The sequence below is a fragment of the Nocardioides pelophilus genome, from assembly GCF_014180685.1.
GTDB classification, from domain to species: domain Bacteria; phylum Actinomycetota; class Actinomycetes; order Propionibacteriales; family Nocardioidaceae; genus Nocardioides; species Nocardioides pelophilus.
In genome coordinates, this window is record NZ_JACEHF010000234.1 from 1 (window position 1) to 5202 (window position 5202).

The following is a 5202-nucleotide window of genomic DNA, read 5'->3' on the forward strand; positions in this document are numbered from 1 at the left end:
CGACCTGGTCGGAGTCGGCGTCACGCTCCTCGCCGCGGGCCTCGACCGCCTCGGCCAGCAACGAGGCGAGCCGCCTCCGGTCCGGAGGCAGCACCGTCGCGAGCACCGCCTCCCTGGTCAGCGCGTGCCGGATCGCGAACCCGTCGCCGTCGGGCACGACGAACCGCTCCCGGCTGAGGTCGCGGATCGCCGCCGAGGTGGTGCGGTCGTCGAGGCCGAGGGCCGCACCCACGACCTGCCAGTCGAAGTCGGTGCCGAGCAGCGCCGCCGCCTCCATCACCTCGCGGGCGGTGGCCGACATCCGCTCCAGGCGGGCCTCGACGGACCGCGCGAACGAGGGCGGCACGGTGGCCGCCAGCTCGGTCGCCAGCCGCCAGCCGGCGCCGTCCTCCGCCCCGGCCCCGCTCCCGTCGACGACCAGCGCTCCCGATGCCTGCAGGTCGGCGAGCACCTCCTCGACCAGCAGCGGGAAGCCGGCCGAGAACCGCAGCACCCAGTCGGCCAGGCCGTCGGGCGCCGGGCCGGCCAGGCAGGCCTCCAGCATCTCGGTCACCTCGCCGTCGGCGAGCGGGTCGAGGGCCAGGATCTCGGCCGCCCCCCGTGCCTTCAGCGCACCGACCAGCTCACCGACCGCCGGCGCGTCGTACGGCCGGGTGGTCGTCACGACGAGGAGCGGTACGTCGCGCACGTTGTCGGCGACGTACTCCAGCACCCCGAGCGTCTCCGGGTCCGCCCAGTGCAGGTCCTCGATCACCAGCAGCACGCCGGGGCCGTCGAGTGCGGATGCCAGCCGCAGCAGGCCCTCGCCGACCAGCATCATCGAGGAGCCACCGTCGCCCGGCGCAGTGCCGAGCTGGGGCGCCAGCCGCCCCAGCGCCGGGAGGTACGGCGCGAGCCGGGAGTCGTCCGGCACCGATCCGGTCCGCAACCACCCCAGCAGCGCCTCGCCGAGCGGGCGCATCGGCGTCGGCGCGGCGGAGCGCACCGCGCGCCCGGACAGCACGGCCATCCCCGCCTGCTCCGCCTCGGCGAGGACCGTCGCGGCGACCCGCGACTTGCCGACGCCCGGTTCGCCGCGGATCACCCACACCCCGCCGTGCCCGGAAGCAGGCAGGGCGAGCGCATCCCGGAGCCGCGCCATCTCGTCCCCCCGGGAGACGAGGACCGGACATCGCACTGCCGCATCGTAGGCCCACCCGGCCGCTCAGAGATGAATACGTAGTCGAACGCGTTGGTTGCGTGCTGTTCGCGGATGTGGCGGGACCCCCTCGCCGACGACTGTTGTGTCACCTCCCCAGGGCACCCCACGCCCTCCACGAAAGGCACATCCATGCGCAAGCAGATTCTCGGTGCGACCGCCGCCATCCTCGGCGCGAGCGTTCTCTCGATCGGCCTCCCGTCCGCCCCCACCCATGGCGCCGCCTGGCTGACCACCCAGCAGATCCCGTTCCCGGCAGGCACGGTCAGCGACGTCGACGTCGTCTCGACCGGTCCCGGCGACGCCGTCGCGGCCGCGATCATCAACGGCGCGGTGCACGCGTTCACCGCCGTCGACGGCGTCTGGATCGGCCACGACCAGGTGCGCGGCGACGTCGACGCCGAGGGNACGTCGACGCCGAGGGCCTCGTCCTCGCCGCCAACGGCAAGGGCGACGCCGCGGTCGGCTGGGAGGAGAGCGTCTCCGGTGACAACCGGCTGCGGGTGAGCCGTCAGGTCTCCCCCACCAGCTGGACCGGTCTCCAGCTGCTCACACCCGCCGGTGCCGACGTCTCGGGCAACGCCGACCTGGGGATCGCCGGCAACGGCCTCGTGATCGCCACCGCGACCGTCAACGGCGACGAGGCCAACAACAAGCTGTTCGCGACCGAGTGGTGGGAGGGCCAGGCACCGCTGCCGCCCAAGGTCATCTCCGCGTCGCACTCCTGGGGCCCGTCGCTCGACGTGAACACCAAGGGCGAGGCGCTCGTCGCCTACACGTACGGCGGTCTCAACACGGACGTCGTGACGGTGAGCCGGCGTACGCCCGGTCAGGGCTGGAGCATCGGTGACAGCACCAGCAACACCGGCGACGTCGCCGCCCCGCCCGAGGTCGCGCTCAGCGACAACGGGCAGGGCCAGGTCATCTACGCCGACATCCAGAACGGCTTCTACGTCGCCCAGACGAGCCGGGTGCTGCCGGACGGCACCGCGATGCCGGACCAGACCGTCGGTCCCGTCGACGAGTACGTCTACGAGACGAGCGTCGACATCAACGCGACCGGGTCCGCGCTGTTCACCTGGATCTCGAAGAAGAACGCGCTCACCCGCGTCTTCTCCGCCAGCGCCGCCAACGGGGCCTACCCCGGCACGGCCAGCCCGCTGAGCGGCACCACCACCAACGCGGTCGACCCGACGGCGCGGATCAGCGACAGCGGACTGCGCGTCGTCCAGCACAGCGGCGACGGCCAGGTCGTGACCCACACCCGGACGGGCGGCATCCAGCCCTTCGTCCCGGTCTACAGCGGCAACGGCTTCCACGCCGACGACGCGGTCGACGTCGACCGCGAGGGCAACGCGATCTCGGTCGCCTTCAAGCCCGCCGGCGGGATCAGCGGCAAGTTCTTCGACGCGGCCGGCCCGACGGTGGCGATCGACACCCTGCCCGCCAACATGCTGGAGAACCCGCCGCTGCCGATGACCGTCTTCCCGATCTCGTGGACCATGGAGGACTCGCTGTCGAACATCCCGAGCAGCGACATCTACGCCACCCGCGCGGCGTGGAACGAGGCCGGCCACTCTGACCCCGAGGTCCTCGTGAACGACGCGCCCGGCACCGAGGCCGACGTCCCGTGGAAGCTCGGCACGAGCTACTGCCTCCAGGTTCGCTCGACCGACGCCGCCGGCAACTCGACCACGAGCGACCCGTCGTGCACCACGGTGCCGCTCGACGACCGGGGACTGGTCGGCGACGGCTGGAACAAGGTCACCCAGTCCGGCAACTTCCGCAACACGCTGCTGACCACCAACAAGCAGGGTCGGACCCTGACCCGCACCGGCGTCAAGGCCAAGCGGCTCGCGCTGGTCGTGCGGAAGACCGACGGCGGCGGCACGGTCAAGGTGACCTTCGCCGGCGAGACCCTCGGCAGCTACAGCCTCGACGGCACCGGCAAGAAGAAGGTCATCAACATGGCGGCGTTCCCGACCGTCAAGTCCGGGACGCTCACCATCAAGGTGACCAGCCCTGACGGCAAGCTGGTCAGCATCGACGGCCTCGTGGTCGCCAAGTGACCCGAGCCATCTGTCACGAGCACAGGGGGCGGGCGACCGCCGCCTGAGGTGGGGAGTCGTGCGGCCGGTCCGACCAGGACCGGCCGCACGGCTGTGCTCAGCCCTCCCAGACCCCGACCTTCAGCGACATCACGTCGGGCAGGTTGCACACGATCTGGCGGAAGGTGGTGCCCTCGTCTTTCGACGCCCACACCGCCCCGTTGCGGGCGCCGAGATAGATCCCCGCCGGGTCGTGGGTGTCTGCGCACATGGCATCGCGCATGACGCCGACGTAGAACTCGTCGGGCAGGCCGTCGCCGTACGACGTCCACGACTCCCCCGCGTCGTCGGACCGCCAGACCCGGGCCTTCGCCTCGGGCGGGTAGCGGCCTTCGCCGGCGCCCAGCGGGAAGACGTAGATGGTCTCGGGGCGGTGCGGGTGGACGACGATCGGGAACCCGAAGTCGCTCGGCAGGTCGTCGCCGATGGAGGTCCACGAGCCGCCTTCGTCGTCGGAGCGGTAGACGCCGCCGTGGTTCTGGGCGAAGAGCCGCTGCGGGTTGCTCGGGTGGCGGGTCACCTTGTGCACGCACTGCCCGAACTCGGGGTAGCGCTGGTCCTCGGGCAGGAAGTCGGCGCGGATCCCTTGGTTGCGGGGCGCCCAGGAGGCGCCGCCGTCGGTGGTCTGGTAGACGCCGCCGGTGGAGATCGCCACCGTGAGCGAGTCGGCGTCGGTCGGGTGCGGAAGGATCGTGTGGAACGCCTGACCGCCGAACCCGGCACCCCACTCGGGCTTCTGCGGGTGGTTCCACAGGGCCTCCTCGAGTGCGAACGTCTCGCCGCCGTCGACGGACTTCCAGACCGCGCCGGGCTCGGTGCCGGCGTGGAGGACGCCGTCCTCGATGCCGGGCACGATCTGCCAGATGCGCTCGACGGTCGCCCCACTCCCCTCGGGGAAGCGGATCGCGCCACCCGGCGTCTCCTGCCACGACTCGCCGAAGTCGTCGGACCACCGGACCTGGGGTCCGAGCCAGCTCGACGACGCACCCGAGAACAACCGAGGTCGACCACCACGGGTGTCGACCAGACCGGAGTAGACCTCCTCCATGTCGTGGTGCGGACCTGTCCACGACCAATCCTCGCGCCGGTCGTCCGAACGACCGATCCAGAGTCCCTTGCGCGTGCCGACCATCAAGATGGTGCCCATTGCCGCCTCTTTCGCTCGCCTACTCCTAGATTGACCGAGTGACGCCCACGATGTCATCGGTCTCCGACAACCGATCTCTGACGAGGAGTACGGCGATCGCGCTGGTGCTCGTGGGCATCGCCTCGGTCCAGCTCGGCGCGGGTGTCGCGAAGACGCTCTTCGACGAGATCTCGCCGACCGGGCTGGTGTGGCTGCGGCTGGCCTCGAGCTCCGCGGTGCTGCTCGTCATCGCCCGACCACGACTGCGGGGACGGGACCGCGTCGACTGGCTCACCGTGCTCGGCTTCGGGGTGTCGCTGGCCCTGATGAACTGGGCGATCTACCAGTCGTTCAGCCGGATCCCGATCGGCATCGCGGTCACCATCGAGTTCATCGGGCCGCTGGCCGTGGCGCTGGTCGGGTCGCGCCGTCCCCGAGACCTCGCGTGGGTCGGGTTGGCGGCCCTCGGGGTGCTGCTGCTCGGGGCCGAGCGGGCCGACCTCGACCTGCTCGGCGTCACCTACGCCTTCCTGGCCGGCGCGTCCTGGGCGGGCTACATCCTGCTGAGCGCGCACACCGGTCGGCGCTGGGACGGGCTCGACGGCCTGGCAGTCGCCAGCGTCGTCGCCGTACTGCTCCTGTCGCCGGCGCTCGCCGGGATCGACCGGGACCCGCTCGCCGACCCGCGGCTCCTCGCGCTCGGCGCGGCGGTCGGCCTGCTCAGCTCGGTGGTCCCGTACAGCTGCGAGCTGGTCGCCCTGCGGCGGGTG

At 71.8% G+C, this 5202-nt stretch carries 4 protein-coding genes; 2 read left to right on the forward strand and 2 right to left on the reverse strand.

Features of this window, described 5'->3' with window-relative positions; all coding sequences use genetic code 11:
* On the reverse strand, positions 1-1177 hold a 1177-nt coding region (locus H0488_RS21920), incomplete at its 3' end, for an ATP-binding protein (protein ID WP_183101332.1).
* A gap of 524 nt (positions 1178-1701) precedes the next feature.
* Between H0488_RS21920 and H0488_RS21930 the strand changes: the two genes are divergently transcribed.
* The gene (locus H0488_RS21930; protein ID WP_183101334.1) at positions 1702-3267 is read left to right on the forward strand and encodes a hypothetical protein; all 1566 of its coding nucleotides are present in this window, start codon (positions 1702-1704) and stop codon (positions 3265-3267) included.
* 97 nt (positions 3268-3364) lie between these two features.
* On the opposite strand, the gene H0488_RS21935 is transcribed toward H0488_RS21930, so the two are convergent.
* Positions 3365-4453, reverse strand: a complete 1089-nt coding sequence (locus H0488_RS21935; RefSeq protein ID WP_183101335.1) for a WD40/YVTN/BNR-like repeat-containing protein — start codon at positions 4451-4453, stop codon at positions 3365-3367.
* Between the two features lie 38 nt (positions 4454-4491).
* Between H0488_RS21935 and H0488_RS21940 the strand changes: the two genes are divergently transcribed.
* On the forward strand, positions 4492-5202 hold a 711-nt coding region (locus tag H0488_RS21940), incomplete at its 3' end, for an EamA family transporter (protein ID WP_312856480.1).

What these genes read in the sequence shown, in the direction of transcription:
- H0488_RS21935 (WP_183101335.1), bottom strand. Translation starts at nt 4,453, where the DNA reads ATGGGCACCATCTTGATGGTCGGCACGCGCAAGGGACTCTGGATCGGT.